Source organism: Arthrobacter sp. Soil762 (assembly GCF_001428335.1).
Taxonomy (GTDB): Bacteria; Actinomycetota; Actinomycetes; order Actinomycetales; family Micrococcaceae; genus Arthrobacter.
On the sequence record NZ_LMSG01000009.1, the window covers coordinates 1 to 24,688 of the forward strand.

Annotated in this window: 24 protein-coding genes and 1 pseudogene; 5 read left to right on the forward strand and 20 right to left on the reverse strand. The window is 62.3% G+C overall.

The annotated features are described in order from the left end of the window. The 9 genes and pseudogenes from ASG77_RS07570 to ASG77_RS07610 all read right to left on the reverse strand — a co-directional run. Window positions 1-251, reverse strand: a pseudogene (locus tag ASG77_RS07570) (sugar phosphate isomerase/epimerase); the annotation flags it as partial. Between the two features lie 26 nt (window positions 252-277). Beyond that, on the reverse strand, window positions 278-601 hold the full coding sequence (locus ASG77_RS07575; protein ID WP_056343360.1) for a putative quinol monooxygenase: 324 nt from the start codon (window positions 599-601) through the stop codon (window positions 278-280). Between the two features lie 68 nt (window positions 602-669). Next, window positions 670-1,842, reverse strand: a complete 1,173-nt coding sequence (locus ASG77_RS07580) for a Gfo/Idh/MocA family protein (protein ID WP_056343363.1) — start codon at window positions 1,840-1,842, stop codon at window positions 670-672. Between the two features lie 69 nt (window positions 1,843-1,911). Continuing rightward, window positions 1,912-2,727, reverse strand: a complete 816-nt coding sequence (locus tag ASG77_RS07585) for a sugar phosphate isomerase/epimerase family protein (RefSeq protein WP_056343366.1) — start codon at window positions 2,725-2,727, stop codon at window positions 1,912-1,914. Further along, a complete protein-coding gene (locus tag ASG77_RS07590; RefSeq protein ID WP_056343368.1) occupies window positions 2,724-3,878 on the reverse strand; it encodes a Gfo/Idh/MocA family protein in 1,155 nt (384 codons plus the stop codon). Before ASG77_RS07590 ends, ASG77_RS07585 begins: the two co-directional genes overlap by 4 nt. A 5-nt stretch (window positions 3,879-3,883) precedes the next feature. Continuing rightward, entirely contained in the window at window positions 3,884-4,870 is a 987-nt protein-coding gene (locus ASG77_RS07595) for an ABC transporter permease (RefSeq protein ID WP_056343371.1), read from the reverse strand. Between the two features lie 3 nt (window positions 4,871-4,873). After that, window positions 4,874-6,379 (reverse strand): sugar ABC transporter ATP-binding protein, encoded by a 1,506-nt coding sequence (locus ASG77_RS07600; protein ID WP_056343375.1) that lies wholly within the window; start codon window positions 6,377-6,379, stop codon window positions 4,874-4,876. A 56-nt stretch (window positions 6,380-6,435) separates the two neighbouring features. Continuing rightward, window positions 6,436-7,488: a substrate-binding domain-containing protein gene (locus ASG77_RS07605; protein WP_235564383.1), complete on the reverse strand. Its 1,053-nt coding sequence runs from the start codon at window positions 7,486-7,488 to the stop codon at window positions 6,436-6,438. A 159-nt stretch (window positions 7,489-7,647) separates the two neighbouring features. Continuing rightward, window positions 7,648-8,130 carry a hypothetical protein gene (locus ASG77_RS07610; RefSeq protein ID WP_056343380.1) on the reverse strand — a complete coding sequence of 161 codons (483 nt, stop codon included), beginning with the start codon at window positions 8,128-8,130 and terminating at the stop codon, window positions 7,648-7,650. Between the two features lie 197 nt (window positions 8,131-8,327). Between ASG77_RS07610 and ASG77_RS07615 the strand changes: the two genes are divergently transcribed. Next, window positions 8,328-9,434: a LacI family DNA-binding transcriptional regulator gene (locus ASG77_RS07615; protein WP_056343384.1), complete on the forward strand. Its 1,107-nt coding sequence runs from the start codon at window positions 8,328-8,330 to the stop codon at window positions 9,432-9,434. A 57-nt stretch (window positions 9,435-9,491) separates the two neighbouring features. Further along, the gene (locus ASG77_RS22825; protein ID WP_056343387.1) at window positions 9,492-9,902 is read left to right on the forward strand and encodes a class II aldolase/adducin family protein; all 411 of its coding nucleotides are present in this window, start codon (window positions 9,492-9,494) and stop codon (window positions 9,900-9,902) included. A gap of 24 nt (window positions 9,903-9,926) precedes the next feature. Here ASG77_RS22825 and dhaL read toward each other — a convergent pair whose 3' ends face one another. From dhaL to ASG77_RS07675, 11 genes are all read right to left on the reverse strand, one after another. Then, window positions 9,927-10,586: a dihydroxyacetone kinase subunit DhaL gene (gene dhaL / locus ASG77_RS07625; protein WP_056343390.1), complete on the reverse strand. Its 660-nt coding sequence runs from the start codon at window positions 10,584-10,586 to the stop codon at window positions 9,927-9,929. A gap of 1 nt (window position 10,587) precedes the next feature. Further along, window positions 10,588-11,589 (reverse strand): dihydroxyacetone kinase subunit DhaK, encoded by a 1,002-nt coding sequence (dhaK, locus tag ASG77_RS07630; RefSeq protein ID WP_056343393.1) that lies wholly within the window; start codon window positions 11,587-11,589, stop codon window positions 10,588-10,590. Between the two features lie 113 nt (window positions 11,590-11,702). Beyond that, complete coding sequence (locus ASG77_RS07635; RefSeq protein WP_056343396.1) at window positions 11,703-12,863, reverse strand: sugar ABC transporter substrate-binding protein; 1,161 nt, start codon at window positions 12,861-12,863, stop codon at window positions 11,703-11,705. A 122-nt stretch (window positions 12,864-12,985) separates the two neighbouring features. Further along, on the reverse strand, window positions 12,986-14,005 hold the full coding sequence (locus tag ASG77_RS07640; protein ID WP_056343399.1) for an ABC transporter permease: 1,020 nt from the start codon (window positions 14,003-14,005) through the stop codon (window positions 12,986-12,988). Then, window positions 14,005-15,117 (reverse strand): ABC transporter permease, encoded by a 1,113-nt coding sequence (locus ASG77_RS07645; protein ID WP_056343401.1) that lies wholly within the window; start codon window positions 15,115-15,117, stop codon window positions 14,005-14,007. The genes ASG77_RS07640 and ASG77_RS07645 overlap by 1 nt, the downstream gene beginning before the upstream one ends. Continuing rightward, window positions 15,114-16,742: a sugar ABC transporter ATP-binding protein gene (locus tag ASG77_RS07650; protein ID WP_056343404.1), complete on the reverse strand. Its 1,629-nt coding sequence runs from the start codon at window positions 16,740-16,742 to the stop codon at window positions 15,114-15,116. Before ASG77_RS07650 ends, ASG77_RS07645 begins: the two co-directional genes overlap by 4 nt. 232 nt (window positions 16,743-16,974) lie before the next feature. Next, window positions 16,975-17,697: a FadR/GntR family transcriptional regulator gene (locus ASG77_RS07655; protein WP_056343407.1), complete on the reverse strand. Its 723-nt coding sequence runs from the start codon at window positions 17,695-17,697 to the stop codon at window positions 16,975-16,977. Window positions 17,698-17,844: 147 nt separating this feature from the next. Continuing rightward, window positions 17,845-18,564 carry a gluconate 2-dehydrogenase subunit 3 family protein gene (locus tag ASG77_RS07660; protein WP_056343410.1) on the reverse strand — a complete coding sequence of 240 codons (720 nt, stop codon included), beginning with the start codon at window positions 18,562-18,564 and terminating at the stop codon, window positions 17,845-17,847. Window positions 18,565-18,594: 30 nt separating this feature from the next. Further along, window positions 18,595-20,265 (reverse strand): GMC family oxidoreductase, encoded by a 1,671-nt coding sequence (locus tag ASG77_RS07665; RefSeq protein WP_056343413.1) that lies wholly within the window; start codon window positions 20,263-20,265, stop codon window positions 18,595-18,597. 122 nt (window positions 20,266-20,387) lie between these two features. After that, window positions 20,388-20,912, reverse strand: a complete 525-nt coding sequence (locus ASG77_RS07670) for a type 1 glutamine amidotransferase domain-containing protein (protein ID WP_056343416.1) — start codon at window positions 20,910-20,912, stop codon at window positions 20,388-20,390. Window positions 20,913-20,947: 35 nt separating this feature from the next. Beyond that, window positions 20,948-21,652, reverse strand: coding sequence for a cysteine hydrolase family protein (locus tag ASG77_RS07675; RefSeq protein WP_056343418.1), 705 nt, complete (start codon window positions 21,650-21,652; stop codon window positions 20,948-20,950). A gap of 411 nt (window positions 21,653-22,063) precedes the next feature. On the opposite strand from ASG77_RS07675, the gene ASG77_RS07680 reads away from it, so the two are divergent. The 3 genes from ASG77_RS07680 (at window position 22,064) to ASG77_RS07690 (ending at window position 24,592) form a co-directional block, all read left to right on the forward strand. Then, a complete protein-coding gene (locus tag ASG77_RS07680) occupies window positions 22,064-22,768 on the forward strand; it encodes a cysteine hydrolase family protein (protein WP_056343421.1) in 705 nt (234 codons plus the stop codon). 40 nt (window positions 22,769-22,808) lie between these two features. Further along, on the forward strand, window positions 22,809-23,339 hold the full coding sequence (locus tag ASG77_RS07685; protein ID WP_056343424.1) for a type 1 glutamine amidotransferase domain-containing protein: 531 nt from the start codon (window positions 22,809-22,811) through the stop codon (window positions 23,337-23,339). Window positions 23,340-23,467: 128 nt separating this feature from the next. Beyond that, window positions 23,468-24,592: a mandelate racemase/muconate lactonizing enzyme family protein gene (locus ASG77_RS07690; RefSeq protein WP_056343427.1), complete on the forward strand. Its 1,125-nt coding sequence runs from the start codon at window positions 23,468-23,470 to the stop codon at window positions 24,590-24,592. Window positions 24,593-24,688: the final 96 nt, after the last annotated feature.

The following is a 24,688-nucleotide window of genomic DNA, read 5'->3' on the forward strand; positions in this document are numbered from 1 at the left end:
TCGATGGGGTCATCGCAGACGGCCTGGCCCTTGAGGTGGTTGGAGATGGCCCAGACCTTCAGGTTGTACTTTGCCAGCACGGCGAGTTTGGACTCGACATAGCCGGGTTCGTCCCAGCGCCACGCGTCCAGGTGGTCCCCGGACACGGCGATTTCCAGGCCGTCGTAGCCCCAGCCGGAGGCGAGCTTGGCGACTTCCTCGAAGGGGAGGTCGGCCCATTGGCCGGTGAACAGGGTGTACGGGCGGGACATGTCAGGCTCCTTCAGATCGGCAGGCATCAGGTGAGCGGCGTGAGGGGGGTTACGGCGAACGGTACTGCCAATAGCGGGTCCACTCCCTTCACGAACTTCTTTACATGGTCTTCTTCGTTATGGGCTTCGAGGTCCTCTTTACGAGCCCAGCCTTCGAAGAGGACGAAGGTGCCAGGTCGCTGTCCGTCGAAGAAGACGGTGTATTCCAGGCATCCTGGGTCGTTCCGGCTTAGCTTCTGCAGAGAGTGGAGGGCTTCTTGAAGGTCGTCTTCGTGCCCTGCTTTGGCGATGAAAACAGGCATTAGCCAGACTTCTGCCGCCTCCTGGCGGGTTGGGAGGGGATTGGGCATCTCATCTTCCTTGGTGGTGGTCCTGAGTTCCGGGAGGGACGGTTTTTTGCAGTCCCTCCCGGACTAGGTCAAGCGGTGATCTGCGGAACTTCGACCCATGACTCTTTCGCGGCGGATTCGACGATCGCGTCGTCGATGAGGGCGACCTGGTAGCCATCTGCGAAATTGGGGCTCACGCTTCCGCCTTCTGCGATGGCTTTGAAGAAGTCGTACGCTTCGATGATCTTCGTTTCCCCATAGCCGATGCCCAGAGCTGGAATAGGCCAGAGCCCTTCTCCGTAGGGATGGGCCGGGCCGGTGTAAACGGTGCGGAATCCGCGACGGTCCGCCTGGTCTGAAGCGAAGCAGACCTGTAACTCATCACGTCGTTCGTAGTTGAAGACGATGCTGCCTTCGGTTCCGTGGATTTCGAAGGTGATGTGGTTGTTCCTTCCGTGCGCGTTGCGTGTCGCCTCAACGGATCCCACGGCTCCGTTTGCGAAGCGGATCATCGTCATAACTTCATCGTCGACATCAACTTGGCCCCGCGGGCCCTCTCCACCCCGTACGGTGCCGAGTGCGTCAGCCCCGCCCGCCTGGAGGGGTCTCTCGGGGATCCAGGTGGACAGGACGGCATTGACGGCGCTGAACTCTCCGACAAGGTATCGGGCCATGTCAATGACGTGCGTGGCGATGTCGCCCAGGGCGCCGGAACCTGCGATCGACTTCTGGAAACGCCAGGACAATGGTGCGTTGGGGTCGGCGCTCCAGTCCTGCAGGTAGGTTCCGCGGAAGCTGAGGATCCGGCCGATGGCGCCTTCCTCAATATACTTTTTGGCCAGCGCTACTGCCGGAGTGCGCCGGTAGTTGAAGGCAACCATGTGGACGAGGTTCTTGTCTTTGACTGCGTCGTACATAGCCTTGGATTCTTCACCGGTACGCGCAAGGGGCTTTTCGCAGATGATGTGCTTGCCTGCTTCGGCCGCGGCTATGGCAATCTCGGCGTGGAGGTGATTCGGCGTAGCAATATCTACGACGTGGATGTCTGGATCGTCGATGATGCTGCGCCAGTCTGAGGTGGAGTTTTCGAAGCCGAAGCGGCGGGCCGCTTCCGCAGCCAGTTCCGTAGTGGCCTCCGCGATGACCTTGCGGACCGGGAGAGCCGGTGCCGGCCAAAAGAACATGGGCATAGCGGCGTAAGCGAGGGAGTGGGCTTTGCCCATGAAGCCGCCGCCAATGAGGCCGACGTTGAGGTTCTGCATGTGAATTAGGTTCCTTTCGGAAAAGGCGGGAGTCGCCAATTGAGGCTTTCCCTTGTGGTCAAAAATTGGTTAGAGGAGTTTCTCGAGGTACTTCTTGCTGATTTCGGCTGCTTCCCGGGGATCGCCGTCGTAGCCGTCGAGTTCAACCATGAGCCAGCTGTCGTATCCGCTCTCTCGGATAGCGGCGATTATGTCCGGGAAGTCGAGTTCGCCCTGGCCCAGCGGGAGGAAAGTAAACGGGTCCTGCTGGAAGTCCTTGAGGTGGACATGGCGGATTCTGTCGGGGTATTTCCGGATGACCGCGGCCGGGTCTGCTCCGCCGGCCGCAAGGTGGGCGGTGTCCGGGCAGAAGCCGATCCGGGTGAGCGGCATTAGCCTGTCCAGCTCGTCGGGGCTCTCCACGATGGTGCTCAGGTGCGGATGATAGCTTGCTGACAGCCCGAAGCCTTCTGCGATGTCCGTGACCCTGTCAAGCGCGTCGCCTAGGCGGTGGTAGTCCCCGTCGGTGGTTCCGGCCGCACGCCGTGCTCCACCTCCGACTACGAGTCGTTCAGCTCCGAAGTTCGCGGCCAATTCGGCAGCGCGATGAATTCTGTGCAGTTCGTCGGGAAGGATGTCGACATAAATGAAGTTGGCGCCGGTATAAACGCTTGTCAGGGAGACCCCGGAGCTGTTCAGGAGCTCTTTGAGCTCCTCGGGCTTTTCTGCGTATTCCGCAAGGTTGCCGTCGAACATCTCAACGCCTTCGTAGCCGACAGATGCGATGTCGTGGACAGCGTCACGCATGGATCCGTGGGTTAGGTAGAAGAGGTCTTTGACGCTTGTCACGCCTTGGGGGTGGCCGACGACGCCGCCCCAGGTGATGGAACAGTAACCAAGTTTCATTGCTTCTGCCTTTCAACTGCCGAAGGAAGGTTGGAAAGATTCGAGGGGGTTGTGAGTCCGGTGACGTCGACCCACACCTGCTGGGCGGCGGAGGTAACGAGTGCGTCAGTGAGGCGGGCTGCCCGGAGTCCGTCCCGAAAGGTAGGCAGCCCTTCGGGTTCTTGTCCCTGGACAGCCGCATATACGTCTGCGACAAAGGCATTGAAGCTGTCCTGGTACCCCTGCGGATGACCCGGGGGGAGCCTGGAGTAGCGTCGGCCGCCAGAAGTGGTAAGGGTCTGCGGGCCGACGGCGATTTCGGAACTGGAGTCTGGGCGGCCGATGTGAAGGGTGTCCGGCTGCTCCTGGTTGAAGCTGAATGATGCTTCGGTTCCATCGAAAGAGAACCACAGGCGGTTCTTTCGGCCCGGGCTGACCTGGCTGACTACCAGGGAGCCGGTGGCTCCCTGGTCGGTCTCGAACAGGAGTGTCGCCCCATCTTCGGTAGCGACGGAGGACAACTGTCCTCCGATTTCACGTTGGTCGTATGCCCGGCTGGTTCTGGCCACAAGTCTGGTGATTTGGTGCCCTGTGGTGAATTCCATCAGGTCACACCAGTGCACGCCGATGTCACCGAATGCCCTGGAGGCTCCTCCGAGCGTCGAATCGACCCGCCAGTTCGTGGCTTCTGCGCCGACCAGCCAATCCTGCAGGTACGAGCCGTGCAACAGCCAGAGACGTCCGGCCTCGCCGCGGGCGATACGATCACGCGCTTCGCGAACTGCCGGATAGAACCTGTAGACGAAGGGCACGGCTGTAACCACGCCCGCGCGGTCGGCAAGGTCTGTCAGTTCATGGGCGTCCTCAACACTGGTGGCGAGGGGCTTCTCGCAGACCACGGCTTTCCCGGCTGCGATGGCCTTGCGGGCGAGGTCGGCGTGGGTGGCGTTGGGGGTGCATATGTGGACGACGTCCACGTCGTCTCTTGCGAGCAGCGCCTCTGGGGACTCGGCCGCGGTCCGGGCACCGAGGCCGGCGGCTGCCGCCTCCCCGGAAGCCCGGCTGCTTCCGGCGACTGCACTGACTTCGCCCCCTGCTGCGCGGACGGCGTGCGCGTGGACGGAGCCCATGAATCCTGTGCCGATGATTCCGGCACGCAACTTGAAGGCCATAAGTTCTACTTCTTCCGGGCGAGAGCGACGGCGAGGATGATGATGGCGCCGCGGACCACCTGCTGCTGGCTGCTGTCGAGACCTGCCAGGATCAGTCCGTTGTTGATTAGGCCAATCAGCAGGGCCCCGAAAAGAGTGCCGATGATGGAGCCGAATCCGCCGAAGAGGCTGGTTCCACCCAGGATGACCGCGGCGATGGCGGAGAGTTCGTCGCCCGCTCCCCACTGGAATCGGCCCGACTGAAGGCGGCCGGCGTAGAGCATTCCGGCGACGCTGGCGGCCATGCCAGAGATGAGGAGCACCTGGAATTTGATGCGCTTGGTGTTAATCCCTGTGAACTCCGCGGCGTTGCGGTTGCCTCCTGTCGCCAGGACCTGCCGGCCGAACTTGGTGCGGTTCAGCACGACGGCGCCGATGGCAACGAAGATGGCGCTCCAGACGACAAGGCCAGGAACGGGGCCGAAGTTGCCGGATCCGAACAGCATGTTGAACGTATCGTTCAGAATCGGTTGCGGCGCCGAGGCGGTGATCCACTGGGCCACGCCGACAGCTATCCCCAGCATGCCGAGGGTCACCAGGAAGGAAGGGATGCCAAGGAGGCTGACTAAGGCACCGTTGATCGATCCGACCACGAGCCCGACGGCAAGGCCGGCAAGGATTCCCGGGATCAGGCCCCATTGGGAGAGGACCATCGCGGTGCAGACACTGGAGAGGCCAGCCACGGATCCGACGCTCAGGTCGATCTCTGCGCACGCGATCACGTAAGTCATGCCTACTGCCATGACGGTGATTGTGGCAGTCTGCCGGAAGATGTTCAGCAGGTTGTTCGGCGACAAGAAGCCCTGGTCGCGCAGCAGAATGGCGAAGAAAAGGAAGACGACGACGAAGCCGATATAAATGACGTAGCGTCGCCAGTCGAGTTCTTTCAGGATGGTGCCGAAATTACGGGGTGCCACGGTGTCCCGGGGCGCGATGGTGTTTGCGTTGCTCACTGTTCAGACTCCCTGGACTGCAAGTTGGAGATATTCCTCGTCAGCGATCTCGCTGCGGGGGATGTCGCGGATGATGGAGCCGTCCCTGAGGACGAGGATGCGGTCGCTGACCGCGAGGAGTTCGGGGTACTCGGAGGAGATGACGATGACGGCTTTGCCGGCATTGGCCAACTCACGGATCATGTCCAAAATTTCGCTTTTGGTGCCGATGTCAACGCCGGCCGTTGGCTCGTCCAGAATCAGGATGTCCGGATCGGTGCCCAGCCACTTGGCGATGACCACCTTCTGCTGGTTGCCCCCCGAGAGCAGCCGCACCGGCCGGTGGGGGTGGGCGACTTTTACTGCGAACCTCTTGATCAGCGAAGAGGACAACTCCTTGCCCTTGGCGCCATCCAGGAGGGGTCCGCGCTGAATCTGCCCAAGCAGCGGCAGCAGCAGGTTGTCCTGGACGGAGTGTTCCAAGACGAGGCCTTGGGCCCTGCGGTCCTCCGGGATGAGGGCGATGCCGGCATTGATGGCCTGCTGTGGAGAGGCGAGAGTGACCTTTTTGCCGCGAAGCAGGACTTCACCGCTGTCCACTTTGTCAATGCCGAAGAGCGCACGGGCAAGCTCGGTTCGTCCGCTGCCCATGAGTCCTGCCAGGCCGAGGATCTCGCCGGGCCGGAGCGCGAAGGAAACGTCCCGGACCCGGTGGCCGGCGTTGAGCCCGCGTACCTCCAGAAGGGGTGCCACGTCATGGGCCACATGACGGGCACGATAGGAAAGCTGGCCCTCGATCTTTTTTCCAACGATCCCTTCTACGATCTGCTCGGGAGTGACGTCAGTAAGCGGCTCGGTGAGGAGGTGGCGGCCGTCGCGAAGGATGGTGATTCGATCTGCGAGCCTGTACACCTCGTCCATGCGGTGAGAGATGTAAATGATTGAGATGCCACGCTGCTTAAGGCGGTCAATCAGTTCGAAGAGCGCTTCGGATTCGTGTCGGGCCAAACTGGCGGTCGGCTCGTCCATGATCAGCACTGTGGCGTTCTGCGCGAGGGCCTTGGCGATCTCGGTCAGCTGCCAGTAGGCGGTGCCGAGCCGGGAGACCTCTGCGCGAGGGTCGACGTCGACCTCCATCTCGGAGAAGACTTCCTTGGCCCGCCTCACCGCGGCGTGGTCGTCGATGAGCCCGCCCGCGCCGAGCGGTTCACTACCAAGGAAGATGTTCTGCGCAACCGTCAGGCTCGGTACGAGGCTGAATTCTTGGAAGACCATCCCGATCCCGGCGGCCTTCGCGTCGTGGATCGAGTTGATGGCGGCCGGTCTGCCTCCAATGAGGATCTCGCCGGCGTCTGCCTGATAAACGCCCTGGAGGATCTTCATGAGGGTTGATTTCCCGGCGCCGTTGCCGCCTGCGAGTGCGTGGACCTCGCCCTTTCGGACGTCGAAGCCGACATCCTTCAGCACGGAAACGCCGTTGAAGCTCTTGGAAATCGAGCGCATCTCGACGACATTGTCTGGGTTGTTCATTGTTGCCCTTTCGGCGCGGTGCGGGGGTAGAATCTCCCCCGCACCGTCGGGTCTGGCTACTGCTTGTAGGACTCTTGAATGTCCTTCGGAGCGTCTTCGTGGTAGACCTGCTTCCAGGCTTCCAGGACATTGGAATGGTCAACCGGGAGGGCGCTCAGTGCCACATATGCCGGTGCCTTCTTGCCGATGAGGGCGCCTGCCGCCAGCCGGGCTTCTGTGACGCCCTGGTCGAACGGAACCTGCGCTCCGAGGCCGACGACGAGTTCGTTTTTGGCCAAAGCGATGGCAACATTCTTGCCGAGGTCCTCTGTGGCGATTTTCAGATCCTGGCGGCCGGCAGCACGGGCTGCTGCCATGACACCTTCTGCGGGAACGTCCCACACCGCCCAGATGCCGGACAGGTCGGCGTACTTGCTCAGCATGGCGTTTGCAGCGGCCTGGGCGTCTCCGGCGAAGTCAGGGCCGGCGATGCCCTTTTCCTCGACGATCTGGATCTCCGGGTATTCCTTCGTAATCGTTTCCTTGAATCCCTGGTAGCGCTGCTTGGTCACGAAGAAGTCGGCTTGGTGGAAGATGACTCCGATCTTCCCCTTGCCGCCGAGCGCTTTGGCCATTTGGTGGGCGGAGACGACACCGTTGCCGTAATTGTCGGCGGAGACAACAGAGACGTAGTCCTTGCCGGCAGTCAGTCCCTGAGGGATGTTGTCCATGAAGACGAGCTTCGTTCCGGCGGCCGCGACTTTCTTGTATGCGGAGGCCGTTGCCACTGGGTCCGTGGGGATGGAGACGATGATGTCCGGGTCCTGCGTCATAACAGTCTCGATGTCCGAAACCTGCTTGTCCGGCTTGAAGTTCGCATCGGTCGTGGCGATGACCTTGATACCGAGCTTTTCGAATTCGCTCTTAAGTCCGTTGGTCTGGGCGGTCGCCCAGTCGTTGCCGCCGTAGTGCATCACGATTGCAGCCTTGGCGTTGAGTGCCTTGACCTTCTCGATCTCGTCGGGTGTCAGATCTGCAACGGATGCCGGGGAGGGCGTCTCGCCGTTGGGGCCCTTGCTCAGGACCTGTCCCTTGATCTTGTCAAGGGCCAGCTGAGCCTTCTCGGACACCCCGGCATCAGGAGCGCTTGACGCGCCAGTTGTCGAACTGCTGCAGGAAGCGACGGAAAGTGACAGGACTGCGGCCAAGGCCACAATGGGAAGCCTGCGGATCATCATTGTTCTCCAGTGCTTTTGAGTGGATGGATAGGGTTGGATGGCTGGGATGGATCAGGCGAGGGCTATGGCCAGGGCAGGGGGAACCGGCGACAGGACGAGTCCGCCGGCGGCCGAGGCTGTGCGGATAGCAGCTGCCCTGTCTGAAGCCCTCAGGAACGCCTCTGCGTGCATTTTGTCGACGAAGAGGCCCAGGGAACACGGCCCATGGTGGGCTTGAACCCACTTCACCGCCTCGCCTGCAGCCTTAGTCATTTCACCGTCCATCTCGGCAACCGAGCCGTCAATGGTGGACACCGACGCGGGTGCGCCCGAGTGGTCCACAGAGATGACCAGGCTGGCCCAAAGGAGATTGTCAGCGAAGATGCCGACGACAGCCGAGGAGCCAGCGGAGACGAAGGTGCGGACAGCGACTGCGAGATCATCACGTGCTGCGTCCGTCAGGAGCACTTCCAAATTTGCCCACTGGGCTTGGTCAATATTTCGAAGCGCAACGGTGGGATCGAGCGCGAGTGCTCGGGTGATGTTGTCCAGCATCCTCGCTCCTTCCTCGTTGATCTTGCTTTCGTAATCGTTTACGGAAGTTCCGTGAACGATTACGATCAATAGCGTAAACGTTCACGGACCTGTGTGTCAAACCTCACACCTGCGGTCATTTCAGGCTCCGGAAGATGGCCGCAACGTAAGATAAGACAGGTGCGGAATTGGCGCCCGGTAGTGCGACAGGAGACAGCGTGACAGGCATAGAGGTCCCCCGCGAGGCGAATAAGCGGCTTCAGGACGCCCCGTTGCGCCGGAAGCCGACCATCAACGATGTCGCCAAGCTCGCCGGTGTCTCGTTTGGAACTGTCTCGCGAGTCCTTAATAATGCCCCCGACGTCAGCGCTTCGACCAGGGAACGAGTTCTGCAGGTCATCAAGGACATCGGGTACCGCCGGAATCGGGCGGCGACCGCACTGGTTACCAGTCGGTCGACCTCCATCGGCATAGTCTCTGACGGTTCCCCGCGTTTCGGCCCTGTCGGGACATTGATGGCGCTCGAAAATGTGGCCCGGAAGAAGGGCTACGCCACAACCGTCATCAGTGTCGAACAGCCCTATGCAGAGTCGGTACAAGCCGCCCTCGACACCCTGGACGATACCGGCGTGGGAGGAATCATCGTCATCGCCCCTCTGGTCGACATGGCAGCAGCAGTCTGGAATGCCTCCTGCCGTGTACCGGTGGAGATGATCGCGGCCGGAGCATCATCGACCCCAAACGTCTTCACATACTCCGAAAACCAGGAACTCGGAGCGAGGCTGGCCACCCAGCACCTTGTGGACCTGGGCCACACCGACATCGCCCACTTCGCCGGCTCTATGGATTGGTTCGACGGACGGGTCCGCAAGCGCGGCTGGGAGGCCGCGCTTCGTGACGCCGGACTTGCACCAGGGCTGTGCCTTGAGGGCGACTGGAGCCCTCGATGGGCCTACGAAACAGCCCTTCAACTCGTCCGGGAGGACACGATCCCCCAAGCGATCTTCGCCGCCAGCGACCACACAGCCCTCGGGCTCATTCGCGCTTTCGCCGAAAACGGCATCCGCGTCCCGGACGACGTAAGTGTCGTCGGCTTTGACGATATCGAAGGTTCAGACTACTTCATGCCTCCCCTTACCACTGTGCGCCAGGACTTCACCGCCTTGGCACTGATGAGCATGGAAGTGCTCCTCGGCGCCATGGAGGGGCTGGAGGTGGACCGCACTCCGACAGCACCGACCCTTGTGGTACGCAACAGCTCCATCCACGCAACATCCCACCACATCCATTCACCAAAAGACACACGAGCTGCCCCTAAACAATAGAGTCGGCCCGTGCATATGGTCCTGTTCGGCTGCCCTCTAGCAGGAAACAACGCCCCAATGGATGGGTCCGTGGTGATTGCCGCTGCCGGGCAGGTAAACAACCTTTCCACCGCGAGGCTCGTAGGTTCGGTGGGCCTATCCGCTTTTTCCAAGAAGGGGGACAGGCTGGCGGAGCCTGCAGGAGCTGGGCCTCTGCCGCTCTCGCCACATCAAGCGGTCCCGAAGCCCGGGGCAGGGCCCCTCTCCCGAGGAGTGCTCGTGCGGAACCGCGAGCTCGCAGCGGAAATGCTCGAGGCCATGGGCGATCGGCCGGTGGTGCTGCTGCGCGGACACGGCCTCACCAGCGCGGCGCAGACGATGGAGCAGGCGGTCCTCCAGGCCATCAGTGTAAACACATTGGCCATGCCAAGAGTTGCTGACTCGGGACGGGAGCGGATACGTCCACACATACGTCGGTCCCTACCCTGACGTGCGGGCGGTTTCCGGCGGGGATCACGGTCCGAGGGTCTCGGCCGCTGCCCTGAGGATTAGGGCCATGGACGTTGCCCCTGCGTCCGCGTGGCCGACCGTGCGTCCTCCCAAGTAACTGGCCCTCCCCTTTCTTGCCGTCATGTTTACGGTTGAGTCACGGCCTTCCTCGGCCGCCTTGGCTGCTGACTGCAGTGAATCCGTGAGGGAGCGTCCCTCGCTCTGTGCGTTTGAGTAGGCCTCGACTGCCGGGGCCAACGAGTCGTAGAGCGTCTTGTCGCCTACCTGGACCTGGCCGCGTTCCGTGATTCCACGGGCCGCAGCCTGCAAGGCCTCTCCGAGGGCTGCGCGGTCCAGCTCTTTGTCCTGTCCGCTGGCCAGCGCCATGCGGAGGAAGAACGTCCCGTATAGCGCTCCGCTGGAACCGCCGACCTGGCTAACCAGGGTCGTGCCGACTTTCTTGAGGACGGTGGCCGGCTTGTCGCCAGGTTCGGAGCCGAGCAGGGTGCGGACGCCCGCGAATCCCCGGCGGAGATTCGAGCCGTGGTCGGCATCGCCGCAGGTCGAGTCCAACTCGTTGAGGTGCTCAAGGTTTTCGTCGATGACTCTTGCGCATTCCAGCACCCAGTCCGCCACTTTCCTGGCGCTGACAGTCGGGCTTTCATTGATGGTCGCTTCAGCCATTTCATTCTCCCCAGCGGATTGAGGGTGTGCTCACGGGGGCATCCCAGAGTTTGGTCATTTCTTCATCGAGTTCAAGGACAGTAAGGGCGGCGCCCGCTTGATCCAGAGATGTCAGGTAGTTTCCGATCAGCCGGCGCGCCGGCCTGAAGCTCCGTTCACGAAGCAGTGCCTCCACTTCGCCGTACAGCACGTAGAGCTCGCTGAGGGGCGTGGCGCCCATGCCGTTGATGAGGACGAGTATGTTAGCGCCGCCGGCCGGCTGCAGGTCTGAAATCACTTCCTCGACCATGACTGCGGCGATTTCACGTGCGGTCAGCATCGGAACCCGTTCCCGGCCTGGTTCGCCGCTGATGCCTATGCCGAGCTCAATGGTGCCGTCCGGAAGTTCGAAGATGGGCCTGCCACGCAGTGGCGGGGTGCAGGACGAGAGCCCGACTCCGAAACTCCGTGCCCGGGCGTTCACCCGGCGGCCCAGGCTGGTGAGGGCGTCGAGCCGGTCGCCCCGTTCGGCGGCGGCGCCGACGATCTTCTCCACCAGAATGGTGGCCCCCAGACCGCGCCGTCCGGCGGTGCCCGGTACGTCCTTTACCGCGACGTCATCATTAATCAGTACGGTTTCGATGGTGAGGTCCTCAAAGGCGAGCAGCTCGGCGGCCATTCCGAAATTCATTACCTCGCCACTGAAGTTCTTGATGATGTGGAGCACTCCCGCGCCGGAATCCGCGGCCTTGGTGGCTGCCACAATCTGGTCCGGGTTCGGCGACGTGAAGATCTCGCCGGGGCAGGCCGCATCCAGCATTCCGCGGCCGACGAATCCGTTGTGTAGCGGCTCGCATCCGGAGCCTCCGCCGGCAACTATGCCCACTTTCCCGGGCTTGGCCGGATGGGTCCGGACCACGATCCGTTGTTCGGCATCAAAGCGGAGGATGTCCGGGTGGGCGGCTGCCAGGCCGTGGAGATAATCGGTCACTACGTCTGCGGGATCGTTGATGATTTTCTGCATTGTTTCAACCTTTTGCTAGCTCCAGGTATTCGTTTCGCGGATGGGCCGCGAAACTCCATCAGAAGAAGTGGCGCGGTGCCGGCCGTGGCGTTACGGCCGGCATCCCTGGCGGGTCAGTAGGATTTCGCCGGACGCATCGCACCCTCGATGTAGGCCTTGGCGGCGGCCACATTGTCCTTAGTGACAACGCGGGTGGGCACTTCAATGGTTTTTGCGACGGTTTCTCCCAGGACGACGCTGCGGAAGACGGCGTCGATGAAGGACCGGCCCTGGTCAACGGATCCGACGTCGACGGTTGCCGTCAGCTTTCCCGCGGCGATGGATTCCATGCCTGAGAGGAGCCCGTCGGCACCGATGATGACAACGCCCTGCTGGCCGTCCCACTGCTTGAGGCCGGCTGCATCCACGGCCTGGGAGGCGCCAAGCGCCATGTCTTCGTTTTCGCCGTAGATGGCATTGATGTCCCGGTTGCGGGTCAGCAGGTCCTGTGCGGCGTTGAGGCCTTTGTCGCGGAGATATCCGCCGTCGGCGCTGCCGACGACTTCGAGGCCGGGGTTCTCGCGCAAGGCTTTTTCGAATCCGATCTGCCGGGCTTTGGACCAGTCGGAGCCGGACGGGCCCATGATCTGGATGATTTTGCCTTTGCCGCCCAGGGTCTTGGCGATGAACGTCCCCGCAAGGTAGCCGGACTGCCAGCGGTTGTCGTAGCCGATGTTGGAAACGGTGTTGATCTTTTCCTCGTCGTAGAGTTCCACAGGCTGGTTGAACTGGAATACGCGGGTGCCGCTGCTGCTGGCCTGGCGGTATACGTCCTGCATCGTGGCGAAATTCGCCCCTGTGCATACGAGAACGGCGTCAAACTTTCGGGCCGTCCAGCCGCGGACAATGCTGACCTGCTGTTCGACGGCGTCAAAGTTGCCGGTGGGTGCGGATCGTTCCCACTTCCAATTGATGCCATAGGTCTGTTCGAGTTCGGCCATACGCCCGAAGGCTGCCTTCTCCATCTGGTTGAACATTTCGGACAGGATCGGGGGAGTCCAGCCGAGTTGCACCGTGCGGCCGTTGACGAGGCTCTTGATGGCGGAGTCGTAGGCCGGGTTGTTGGTGCCTGCGGAACCGGCTCCCCCTGCCGGTGCTGCTGCCCCTCCGGTCGGGGTGACCGTGGAGCAGGCGGAGAGCAGGCTTGCGCCGGCGAGGGCACCGAGGCCAAGGCCGGCGCTGCTGAGCAGATTGCGGCGGGAGGGCTGCTGGTCGGATGCTTTGGAACGGATCATCTGTTTCACCTCAATGTGATGGTTCTTGCGAACGGTGGATACTTGCGATGCGGTGGATTCCGGGGCGGGATTGCCCCGGCGGGTGTTTACGTGGTTGCTTATCCGATGGCTGCTGGGGCCGGTCAGGTGACGGCGAGCCGGCCTGCCGACCGGGTGGAGCGTTCCCGGAGCAGAGCGCTGGCCCGGTCGAAGACGACCGCCAGCAACAGCACGGAGCCCGTAACGACTTGCTGCCATGTGGAACTGACTCCTGCGATGTTTATGGCGTTGGCTGTGATGCTCAGAACCAGTGCGCCCAGCACGGCGCCGAGGGCGTGCCCGCGGCCCCCTGTCAGTGCCGCGCCGCCGATGATCGCTGCAGCAATGGCGGCGATCTCGTATCCGAGTCCCATGGTGGGCGCCACGGTGGTTGTGCGTCCAGCCATCAGCATGCCGGTCAGCCCTGCCATGAGACCGCTGATGACGTAGGCCGTGATTTTGACGCGGTCGACAGGGACCCCTGAGAGGAGCGCGGCGTGCGGGTTGCTGCCGACTCCGTAGGCGTGCCGCCCGAAGCTTGTTTTTCGTAGCACGAAGATGATGGCAAGCACTGCTACGGCAGCGATGATGATCGGTACGGTGATGAATCCGAAGGGCCGCTCCAGGCCGCTGATGACGTAGTACTCCGGCAGCATGTAGCCGATGAAGGGCACGCCGTTGGTCCACAGGAATAGGAGCCCGCGGGCTATGCCGAGCATGGCGAGAGTTGCGATGAAGTCCGGCAGTCCCAGGCGCGTGATCATCAGGCCGTTGGCCAGGCCGAGGACCGCCCCGGCACCTACCGCGGCCAGCAGCCCGAGGATCAGAGGGGCGCCGGAGTTGATGGAGTACGCCCCGACTCCTGCGCTGAGACCCATGATCGAGCCGACGGAAAGGTCGATGCCGCCGGTGATCAGTACGACCGTCATGCCCAGAGCCAGCAGTAGGACGAAGACCATCTGGTTTGCGACGTTCCCGGCGTTGATTGCGCTGGGGAATGTGGGGAAGGCGATCGACATGCTGATCACCAGGACACCGACCAGCAGCAGTGCGCCTGCGCTGGGGTTTTGCAGGACTTTGCCCCACCGCGTGCTGGAAATGCCAATGACTGAACTGGTACTCATCAGATGTTCCTTGCTCCGGAAGTGATTTCGTGGTTGCCAGCCCCGGCAGGCTGGACTTCGATCGGCGCTGCCGCGGCTGGGGACCGCAGGGCTTCGGCCTCAAGGCCGCCTCCGCTGATATCGTGACTCTGTTTCCGTGCGAGGGATCTCAGCTGTCCGGCGATGAAGTGTTGTGTTGCACGGTCGAAGGCGACGGCGATAACGATGCTGGCGCCAGTGACGATGTTGAACCACAAGGGATCCACGCCCACAAGTTGAAGTCCCTGGCTTAGTGTGGCGAGGAAGAGGGCGCCGATCAGGCTGCGCCAGACACTCCCGCGGCCGCCTGAGAGCGCGATCCCGCCCAGGACTGCAGCGGCTATGGCACTGAGTTCGTATCCCTGACCCAGGCCTGGCTGGACCGAGTTCAAATGCGAAGCCAGCAGGACTCCCGCGGCACCGGCGATCACGCCCGAGAGCAGATACACGCTGAAGTTGGCTCGGCGGATGCTTGTGCCGGCGAGGAATGCTGCCTGCGGGTTCGTGCCGACTGCGAACAGGCTTCGGCCGTATGGTGTGGCCAGCAGGACCCATTCGAGGAGTGCGATGATCACCAGGGTGATCACCAGCCCGGTAGGAATTCCGAGGATGTTGCCTTTGGTCAGGGCCAGAAAGGTTTCGGAATCCACACCGGTCAACTGCGTCCCGGAGGTGATGACCTGTAGTGCCCCGGCACCGATACTCAGAGTCGCCAGTGTCACGATGAAGGCGTTGATCTGCAGGATTGCGATGAAGAAGCCGTTGATGACCCCAACCACAACCCCCGTGCCGATTCCGGCCAGGATGCCGACGGGCCAGGGTGCACCGTTCATGATTGTCATGAGCGTCATCGCGGCGCTGAGACCGGTCGTGGAACCCACCGAAAGGTCAATGCCCCCCACGATCAGCACGTAGGTCATGCCGGCCGCCAGGAGAATGACAAACACTGATTGAATCAACAGGTTCCGGATATTTTCTCCGGTAAGAAAGAACGGGGAAGCTGCGGTGAAGAAGACCGCGGCGGCAACCAGCGCGGCTGCGATCGGCAACCCGTCAATCGAGGCAATACGGACCAGCCGCTCACGGGCGCTCATGCCATTTCCTCCTTGGTGTCTGCGGCTGCAGAGTGGCCGGCTTCGCGGGCCGCCATGGCCATGATGGTTTCCGCAATTTCGCTTTCTGACCCGAGGCAACCAGGCCTGTCCACGCCTGCCAGCTCGTCCACCAGGCGCCCTTCGCGCATTACCGCGATCCTGTCGCTGAGGTGGAGGAGTTCAGGCAGTTCCGAAGAAATGACGACCGCGGCCCCGCCTTTGTCCACGAAGTCGTAAATGAGGCGGTAAATATCGGTCTTCGCGGCGACGTCAACGCCTTGTGTCGGCTCATCAAATATCATCAGCGACGGTCCCGAGAACAGGCACCGGGCCACGATTGCCTTCTGCTGATTTCCGCCGCTTAGATTGACGATTTTCTGCTGTTCGCTGCTGGACTTGATGCCCAGGTCCCGGATGGCTTCCTTGGCCAGACGGTTCTCCCGGCGACGGTCCAGCACGATGTTGTTGCGGCTGACCTTGCCGAGATCCGTTATAGAAATATTATTGGCGATGGACATCGTGCCGAGGATCGATTGCGTCTTGCGTTCTTCCGGAACCATTGAGATCCCCAACCGTGTGGCGTGCCGGGGACTGCGGATCGTGACTTCCTTGCCGTCGAGGAAAAGCGACCCGGAGTCCGGCCGGTCGGCACCCAGAATGATTCGGCCAAGTTCGGTGCGGCCAGCGCCCGCGATGCCCGCCAGACCCAGTATTTCTCCGCGTCTTATGCTCAGCGAAATGTCGCGCAGCAACGGGTACCTGCTGACGTGCTCCAGCCGGATGAACTCCTCTCGGCTGTTCGATTGGATACGTTCGCTCCGGTCGTGCACTCTCAAGTGTTCGCCTTCAGAGCGTTTGCGGCCGACCATCAGCCGGACAAGTGAATCCGGTGAGTGTTCCGCAGGGTTGACCGAGGCGACCAGGCGGCTGTCCCTCAGAACCGTGATGACATCAGCGAGGCCGAACAGTTCGTCCAACCGGTGGGTGACCCACAGAAGCGCCACACCGCGGTCGCGCAGGCGTCCCATGTGCTCGAAAAGCAGCTGGCGTTCGCTTTCTTCCAGCCCCGAGGTGGGTTCGTCAAGGATCACCACGCGGGCGTCGAACGCCAACGCCTTCAGGATCTGCACGACGTGCTGCTTGAGCGCACCGAGTGCGCCAACCGGGCTGTCAAGATCAGCCGCGGTCAGACCGAATTCCCCGCACAGGCTTTCAACCCGCCGACGCATTGCGCCCTCATCGAGCAGCAGTCCCCGCCGCAGTTCACGGCCGAAGTATACGTTCTGGACGACGGTCAGGTCCGGGGCGAGTGTTTGTTCCTGGTAAATGGTGCTGATTCCCAGTGCTTGGGCTTGCTTGGCCGAGTTGAAGTGCTGCTTCACTCCGTCAACGAACAGCTCTCCGCTATCGGGGGTGCTGATGCCGGACAGAAGACCGATGAGGGTCGATTTTCCTGCCCCGTTTTCGCCGAGAAGGGCGTGGATCTCGCCGGCTCTGAGTTTGATGTCAACGCCGTCAAGGGCGATGACTCCCGGGTAACGCATGCCGACCCCGCGTGCTTCGATCAGCACCGGAAGTCCGACCGGCGGCCTCGTGACCTCTGCCTGCACAACATCGTGAGACATTAGGGCTCCTTTGGATTGGTCATGTTTGTGGGTTCCGGACCAGGTATCACTTCCTGCTGAACACAAGAGATCCGGTGAAGAGATGATCAGGTGGTCTGAACTCTGTCATGCCGGAAAAGTTCTGTCAATGGTGTTTTTCTGGTGCTGTCTTCAGACCGGCGGAAGGCAGTCGGCAGCGCCCTGGCCCGCAACGGGCCAGGGTGCTGCCATGGCGAGTAAGGGCGGGTCCTGCCTAGTGTTTCGCGGGTTCCTTCTCATTGAGGAATTCGATGATGTCGCGCTCGACTTCCCGTAGATGGTTGACTACGGCGGTGCGCGCGTCGCGTACACGGCCGGCGGTTACCGCCTCGACGATCAGCGTGTGGCCGGCGTGGGCAGCGGCGCGGCGGCCCGGCAGGCGGATGACGCGGTGGGAATATGTATCGAACAGCGGTGCAATGCTCTCCGAAAGGTGCAGCAACAGCGGGTTCCGGCTGGCACCGGAAATGCCGCGGTGGAGTTCTCCGTCGAGGCGGATGAACTCATCGTCTGAAATGGCCGGGCTCCCCGCCCGTTGCAGAATGTCCTGCAGACGGCTGGATTCCTTCCCGGTGATGCGTTTGGCAGCCAGTCCTGCAGCCTCACGCTCCAGGGCCAGCCGGACTTCGAACAGATCCGGCACGGTGTAGTCCTCATCGAGGTACATGTCGGCGGGACCGAACACCTTCTTGGTGTTGCTGACCACGAACACACCCACACCATGATCCGTCCGGAGCAGGCCGCTGGATTCAACCGTCCGGAGAGCCTCGCGCATGGAGCTGCGGCCCACGCCGAACTCTTCGGCGAGGGCCCGTTCGGCCGGCAGCTTGTCCCCGATGCTGTACTGGCCTTCCAGGATCAGGCGCTCGAGCTGTTCGGCCACCGAGTCCGCCAGCTTGAGTCGCTGTACACGCTCGATGGTTCGTATGGAACTCATGGATTTCCTCTATTCTGACTGCGTGGTCCGGTGGTATGAACACTAGCCATAATGGATCAGGTACGCCACCCTGGATGACGCGGTGTACCGCGCCCGGAAGTTCCGCCACGGGTGCGGTCTTCCGAGTGCGGGTCCTGGGAGCGCAGGTCAGGCTTCAGCATCGCGGAACGTTGAAACTTTCAACTGGGGTACAAGGTCTTCCCAGTCGAACTCGCCTTCCATGAAGTACTCATGGGTGCTGTAGGTTCCGTCCATGGTGTCTTTCAGGGACTTCGGTCCGGGGAAACCGATGAATTTCCAGCCCATCTGCTCCTTGTTCCCGCCGTAGACGGGATCCCCGTAGAACCCCTGTTTGGTGTGCAGGCACAGTGCCGGGAAGAACTCCAGCCCTTCGTCGAACGACCCTTGGAGGAAGGTGGTCACCGCCTCCTTGGTTCCCAATGTGACTTTGTCCGGTTTGGGGGCGCCGGAGATGACTTCCAGGACCCGGTCCTGGCCCTCCTCGGACAATTCCTTGAAGATTCCGCCCTGTTCCAGGACGGACACGTCGTCAAGATTGCGCAGGCCTTCGCGGTAGGTCCTCTGCATGTCGGCCATCCGCGCGCGCCATGCGTCGGCGTAGCGGCCGCTCATTTTCAGGAAGCCGCTGCCATCGGCTGCGGCATAGACGTAGTCAATGCCTGAGAGGTAGCGATCGATGAAAACAACGACCCTGGCCTCGCGGGCGCCCGGATCCTGGTCGGTGGGGATGATGCGGGCTGTGGCCGCCTCAACGGTCTCCCATTCATGCTCGGTAAAGAACAGCCGCTCCTCCGAGTCCGGATCGACGGGGCCGTTGATGACCGGCCAGTCAGCTTTTAGTGTCATGATGTGCTCCTTCTGCTATTCCTGCCGTTGTCAGTTGGCGATGACGAGGCGTTCTTTGCGGCCTTTTGAGTAGACGTCAGCGATGTAGTCGCTGCACCGCCACGCGTTGGCCATCATGGTCAGGGTCGGGTTCACACCCGTGGCGGTGGGGAAACCGGAACCGTCCACGACGAACAGGTTTTCCACTTCATGTGCCTGGCCCCATTCGTTCAGGACGCTCTTGGCGGGGTCTGTCCCCATGCGGGCCGTTCCGTGCTGGTGGCAGGTGTTGCCTGTCATCTTGTCGAGATAGACGGGGACCGTCTTGCGCGCGCCGGCCGCTTCGAGGATCTCCATGTTCTTGTCCACCTGCCATTTGCCCATCGCCACGTCGTTGCTGTGCGGCCGGTGCGTGATCCGGGCAACCGGCAGCCCGAAGGCGTCCTTGACGGTGGGGTCCAGATCCACACGGTTCGATTCCACCGGAAGATCGTGGAGGATCAGTCCGATCTTCATGGCGTAGTTGAAGTAGTTCCTGTCCGCATCCTTCAGCGCGTCTCCCCAGCTGGGCCGGCCGGGGAAGACCCAGTTGACCGGGTGACAGGTCTGGGAGGCGGAAATGATGCAGCCGCCGATGTGGCCGCGGTTCTCGTCCGTTTCGTAGAACTCCAGAGATCCGCCGCTGATGTAGTTGCCTGTCCAGCCGTTCAGTGGTTCGTCGATGTCTTTGTCGAAGAGACCGACGGCGAAAAGGTACTCGTGGAACGTCGCATTCTTCCCCAGAAGTCCGCTGCCGTTGGCCAACCCGTCAGGAAACTGTGAGGACTTGGAGAGCATCATCAGGCGGGAAGATTCGATCGCGCCCAGGGCAAGGACCACCACCTTGGCATCCTGCTCGACTTCGTTGCCCTCGGCATCGATGTAGATCACACCGGTGGCCTTGCCATCCTTGCCGAGCTTCACCTCGCGGACGAAGCTCTCGGCGCGGACCTCGAAGTTGCCGGTGGCCAATGCATCCGGGATGAAGGTGGTCAGGATGTTGGAGCGGGCACCGCTGGGGTCGCCATACTGATTCCAGAAGCTGGTCTGGTTGAACGGCTCACGGCCGTTGTGGTTGTTGGTCACCATGGCGTGCGGAATCGGGAAGGCATTGATGCCCATCTTGTTGCACGCGTCGTAGAAGCGCTTCCCGTAGCGGGTGGGGCGCAGTGGCGGGCTAGGGTAGCCCTTGCTGCGGTAGGGCTCGTATTTGTCGGCGCCGGCGATGCCGGATATTCCGAAGGCCCATTCGACTTTGGTGAGATACGGCTCTAGGTGTTCGTAGCGGAACGGCCAGTCGGCGAGGCTGGCACCGTCGACGTCCCCGTGCAGGGAGCGCATCATGAAGTCCGATTCGCGCGGACGCGGCACCCATCCGGCCCAGTGGTTGGTGCCGCCGCCGACCATCTGCGGGGTCGGCGAAAACGGGAACCGCTCGGCCTCGGCGTTCTCGTCGTAGCGGATCGTCCGGGGGAACATCTTGGGGTCCGGCCACATGTAGTCGCGGTTCACGAATTTGAGCTCGTCGCCGGAATAGTGCTCGTGTGCCCTGAGCCACGGGCCGCGGTCGAAACCGACGGTTTTGAGTCCGGCCTCGCTGAGCACCTTGGCCGCGGTGCCGCCGTTGGCGCCCAGGCCAACGACAATGGCGTCAACCGGCTCGGGCTTCCTTGTGATTGACATGGTTGTTCCTCTCCATGGTGGCCGAAGCATCCGGCCGCAGTCGATTAGTTATCATGTGACCAGACCTCTTACGAGTATCCGGTGCGGGTTGCCGGTCCAGCAACCCGCAAGTTTGTGTGCGGTTAGGGTTTTTCCAGGTAGGCGATGATCGCCCGGGTGAAGTCGGGCAGGTCTGCGGGTGTCCGGGAGGTGATGACGTTGCCGTCCTGCACCACAGCTTCGTCGACCCAGATGCCGCCCGCATTCGTGACGTCGTCGCGGATGGGGGAGTATCCGGTGGCCCGGCGTCCCTTCAGGGCGCCGGCAGAGACCAGGACCCAGCCGCCGTGGCAGATCGCCGTGACCAGCTTGCCGCTTTCGTAGATGTCGCGGACGAGGCCGATCATCTCCGGGTGAAGGCGCATGTTGTCCGGGGCGAATCCGCCCGGGACCACAACGGCGTCGAAGTCTGCCGCCGAGACCTCGCCGGCGGCAGCGTCGGCATCCATCGGGTAGCCTTCCTTGCTGCTGTAGCTCTTCTTGGTGCCGCTGCCGATAACCGAGACTCGGGCGCCGGCTTCCTCAAGGCGGAGTTTGGGGTACCAGCCTTCGAGAATCTGGTATTCATCTTCGATCAGCAAAGCGATGTGGGTTCCTGACAGGCTCATGGGCTGTCCTTTCCTGGAGAGTGTCTGGTCTGGTGTCAGGCGCCGATGAGGTCGAGGACTTCGGTGCTGAGGCGCACGTCACCATGGTTTGCCTGGATGTTGCGCAACGCCTCCCAGTGCTGGCCATAGCCCAGCGGCTGGTCTTCGTTCGGGGCGGGGATAGCGGCGGTGGTGTCCGCCACGGTGATGATCTTGTAGTTCTGGTTCGCTCCGTCAATGGCCGTGGCCATCTGGCAATTGCCTGTCGAAACCCCCGCGATGATCAAGGTATCCGCACCGTGGCCCCGTATGAATTCGTTCAGCGGGGTGCCGTAGAACGACGAAAAGCGGTGCTTCCGGATGACGGGTTCGCCCGGAAGCGGCTTGAGTGCATCGTCCAGCTCGTCGCCGCCGTTGCCCCAGCAACCCGGAAACTCCGCCAGGCTCTCCTGCAATCCCCATTTGGTGCGTGCGACGCCGGCGTCCCAGCCGTCGGCGTGCAGTCCCCAAAGCGACCACACGACTGGTATGCCTTTAGACCGTGCCGCCTCGATGAGATTCAGAGTGGGCTGCACCGTGTCCTTACCTTCGGGGGCTCCGCCCACACTGGGAATATACATGGCACCCCCTGGGGTCACGCAGGCTTTCTGCATGTCCAGGACGAGCAGCACAGTCTTTTCCGGGTCGATGGCCGGAGCGACGAAGTGCGTACGGTCGATGAGTGAATCAATGTTCGCGTAGGTGAAATCAAGAGAGGACAACGATGTCCCTTTCTTACGGTAAGCCGGTGGCCGGTTGTCTGATGACCCGGTCAACTGAACTATTCCACAGGGGGTCGGGTGGGTCAAGGTTTATCGGAAACTTAATTGACACTACAACTACTGGCCTCACCCTGGGAGCCCCCGGCGGTCAGCGGCGGAAACGCTGCGCCGGGCGGCAGGGCATCCGGGTCAGTCCCGCCGGGATCTCCGGCAAGGCCTTGACACCGTTTGGGAATCATGGAAGTCTTCAGACCACCTGATCACCTGCTTTCAATGGGTTGCCAATTGTCTGGCAATCACCGGTCCGGTCCTCAGAACGAGGAACCGGATACGCGCCGCCGGATCAGGTCCTGCGGCCGGCCCCACGATGCACCGGCGACGGAGCCGTGCAAAGAAACTAGGAGGAAAACAATGTCTTCGCTCGACTACACCTACGAAAACATCGACAAGCACATCGACCGCGCCCACTGGCTCGCCCCGACGATCGACCCCAAGAAGACGATGCTGCTGGTCCTGGACATGCAGAAGGCCTGCGCAGAGCCCGGGGGTGCCATGTATATTCCCAGCATCGGCGGCGCCCCGGAGGGCAAAGACACCATTCAACCGGTCGTCAACGTGCTGGAAGCCTGCCGGGCCAAGGGCATCCCGGTCGTCTGGTCGCTGTGGGGCCTGCGCGGCGATGGCAAGGACGCCGGCTACGCGGACACGAAGTGGGGTCTGGAAGGCCAGCTGGAGAACTTTCCGGGGTCCTGGGGTAACGGCGGCGATGAGCTGGTGGCCGAACTGGTCCCTGCCGATGACGAGCCGGTCATGCGCAAGCACCGCTTCTCGTCCTTCTATGGCACTCCGCTGAACGAATACATGCGTCGGGCCGGCGCCGACACCCTGGTCATCGCCGGGTTGTCGACGGCCTGCTGCCAGATCACCACGGCAATCGACGGCGCCAACCAGGACTACAAGATCGTAGTCCTGGCCGACACCACCGCCGCCGTTCCGGCAACCGGCACCGACACTCCGCTGGGCTACGGCCAGCACTGGGAGACGCTGCGCAACATCCAGGCCCACCACGGCGACGTGCGAACCAGCATCGAATTCCTGGACCTCATCAACGCCTAGAACCAACAGCGGGGCAACCGTCCCACAGGAGGAGCAACAAATGTCACTTTCCGGAAAGCGCGTCGCGCTTCTTATCGAAGACGAATACCAGATCCTCGAAGGCTGGTACCCCAAACTGCGCCTGGAGGAAGCCGGCGCTCAGGTTTCCGTGATCGGCAGCGGAACCAAGAAGAGCTATGACTCCAAAGAGCATTACCCGATGGATGCCGACGCCGCAGCGTCCGAGGTCAGCGCAGCGGATTTCGACGCCGTCGTCGTTCCCGGAGGTTTTGCCCCCGACAACATGCGGCTGCACCCTGAAATGGTGGGGCTGGTCCGCGACGCCCACGAGTCGGGAAAGCTCGTGGCCGCCATCTGCCACGGCGGCTGGATTCTTGCCTCAGCCGGGGCGTTGAAGGACGGACGGCGCGCGACAGGCTACGCCCCCATCCGTGACGACGTCGAAAACGCCGGCGGTGTCTGGGTGGATGAGGCCGTCGTGGAAGACGGCAACGTCATCACGTCTCGCACACCGGTGGACTTGCCCGCGTTCGGTGCAGCCCTGGTCTCTTACCTCGAGCGCACCAACTAACTGATTGCAGTCGGCGGCCCTCCACGGTTCCCCCGTCCGGAGGGCCGCCACGACAGGCGAGGCCGGAGGGGCGCCGCGCCTGCGAAGCCCACGGCGCCGGCCGGCGCCCGACACCGAAGGACCGCACTATGAAGATCACAAGCGTCACGGCAACACCTTTGGGCGTTCCTCTGGATGAGGAACTCCGGTGGGGTGCCATGGCCGTCAAAGTCAAGGGGGGCATCGTCGTAAAGATCACCACCGACGAAGGCCTCGAAGGCATCGGAGAGGCCGGCTTCTCGGCCGTGTACTTCCCGACCGTCGGCCCCATCATCAACCAGCAGCTGGGCCCGATGCTCGTGGGCAAAGATCCCCGCAACATTGGGGGGATCTGGCAGGAAATGCTCAACGCCACCCACATGTGGGGCCGGCGGGGCATAGAAACCTACGCACTCAGCGGTATCGACATTGCCCTCTGGGACCTGCTCGGAAAGATTAGCAACCAGCCCGTCTACCGTCTCCTGGGGGCATCCAAGTCGAAAGTCCGAGCCTACTTCGCCCCTGCACTGAAACCCACGGCCGAAATCGTGCCGGAGGTCAAGGCTGCTGTCGACAACGGGTTTACCGCCATGAAGCTTCGGGTCACCGGAGACATCAACCAGGCTGTTGAGCTGCTGGGTTCCGTCCGCGACGCGATAGGAACGGGGCCCGACATCATGGTGGACGCCAATATGTCCTATGACCGCAGAGGAGCCTACGATCTTGCGCGCGAACTGGAACCGTTCCGACTAACGTGGCTCGAAGAGCCCATCCTCTCCCGCAGCCTGAGCCAGTACGTGGACGACAACACCTGGCTGGCGGACAGGATCAACATCCCCCTGGCCGGGGGAGAATCACTGCTCACCCGCTATGAATACATCGATCTGCTGAGCAGGCGCACCTTCGACTACCTCCAGCCGGACTGCACCAGCGTCGGCGGAATCACCGAGGCAAAACGTGTGGCCGACATGGCAAGCGCCTGGAATATCACATGTGTCCCTCACATCGCGTGCTCCTCCGGCACCGGCATCGCGCTGGCCGCCGGCCTGCACATGATCCTGGCTTGCGAGAACGCCCCGATGATCGAGTTTGACGCCTACGGCGGCCCCGGCTGGGACGGCATGCTCGCGAGCCCTCTGGAAGTCAAGGACGGATTCGTCGAGGCCAAGGACAGCCCGGGTCTGGGCGTGGAACTGAGCGCAGGGGCCTACGACGCCTTCGCGCTCACCGTCTAGACCGCGAAACCGGCGCCCGCCCCGGCCTTTCGGGGTGCGCGTCCGGCCGTCTCGGATGCGCACCCCGAATCTTCCGCGCCCTCGTTTCTAATGAAA